The 431-nt window shown below is 40.4% G+C and carries 1 pseudogene; it reads right to left on the bottom strand.

The features are described from left to right. Positions 1 to 431, bottom strand: a pseudogene (locus H5186_RS22755) (hypothetical protein); the annotation flags it as partial.

The raw sequence follows: 431 nt of genomic DNA, 5'->3' as shown, positions 1-431 counted from the left end.
GCGATGATGGTGGCGTTGCCTTGGCTATCGAGTTTAATTTCGCCGCCGGCGTTATGAATGATTAAATCGCCTTGCCCAGAGCCTGTGATGTTAATTGACTTACTGGTTTGTAAAAACGTTGAACCATTTGGTACGTTGAGCTTTAAATCACTGTTATTAGTCTTTAGTAAAATATCACTTTGCGCGTTTATTTTAACCGCACGCCCCGAAATTAATGACAGCTCTTGGTCAGCTTTTACATCGATTTTTTTACCTGTGAACGCGTTGTTGCCGGCACTTTGGTAATTGATATTGCCGTTGTTAGTTTGTTGTTTGAGTTCATTTTTAACATCAATAAATTGATTGTTCTTTATCACAAACTGTACATTGTTTTGCTCGGTTTCTAGGCATAAATCGCGCCCGGCGTGTAAGTTTATCGTCCCAAGTTGGCT

The sequence above is a fragment of the Pseudoalteromonas sp. SG41-2 genome (genome assembly GCF_014164535.1).
Lineage (GTDB): Bacteria > Pseudomonadota > Gammaproteobacteria > Enterobacterales > Alteromonadaceae > Pseudoalteromonas > Pseudoalteromonas rhizosphaerae.
Note: the sequence above shows the minus strand (reverse complement) of the source record. Positions and strands in the feature narration are given on the sequence as shown.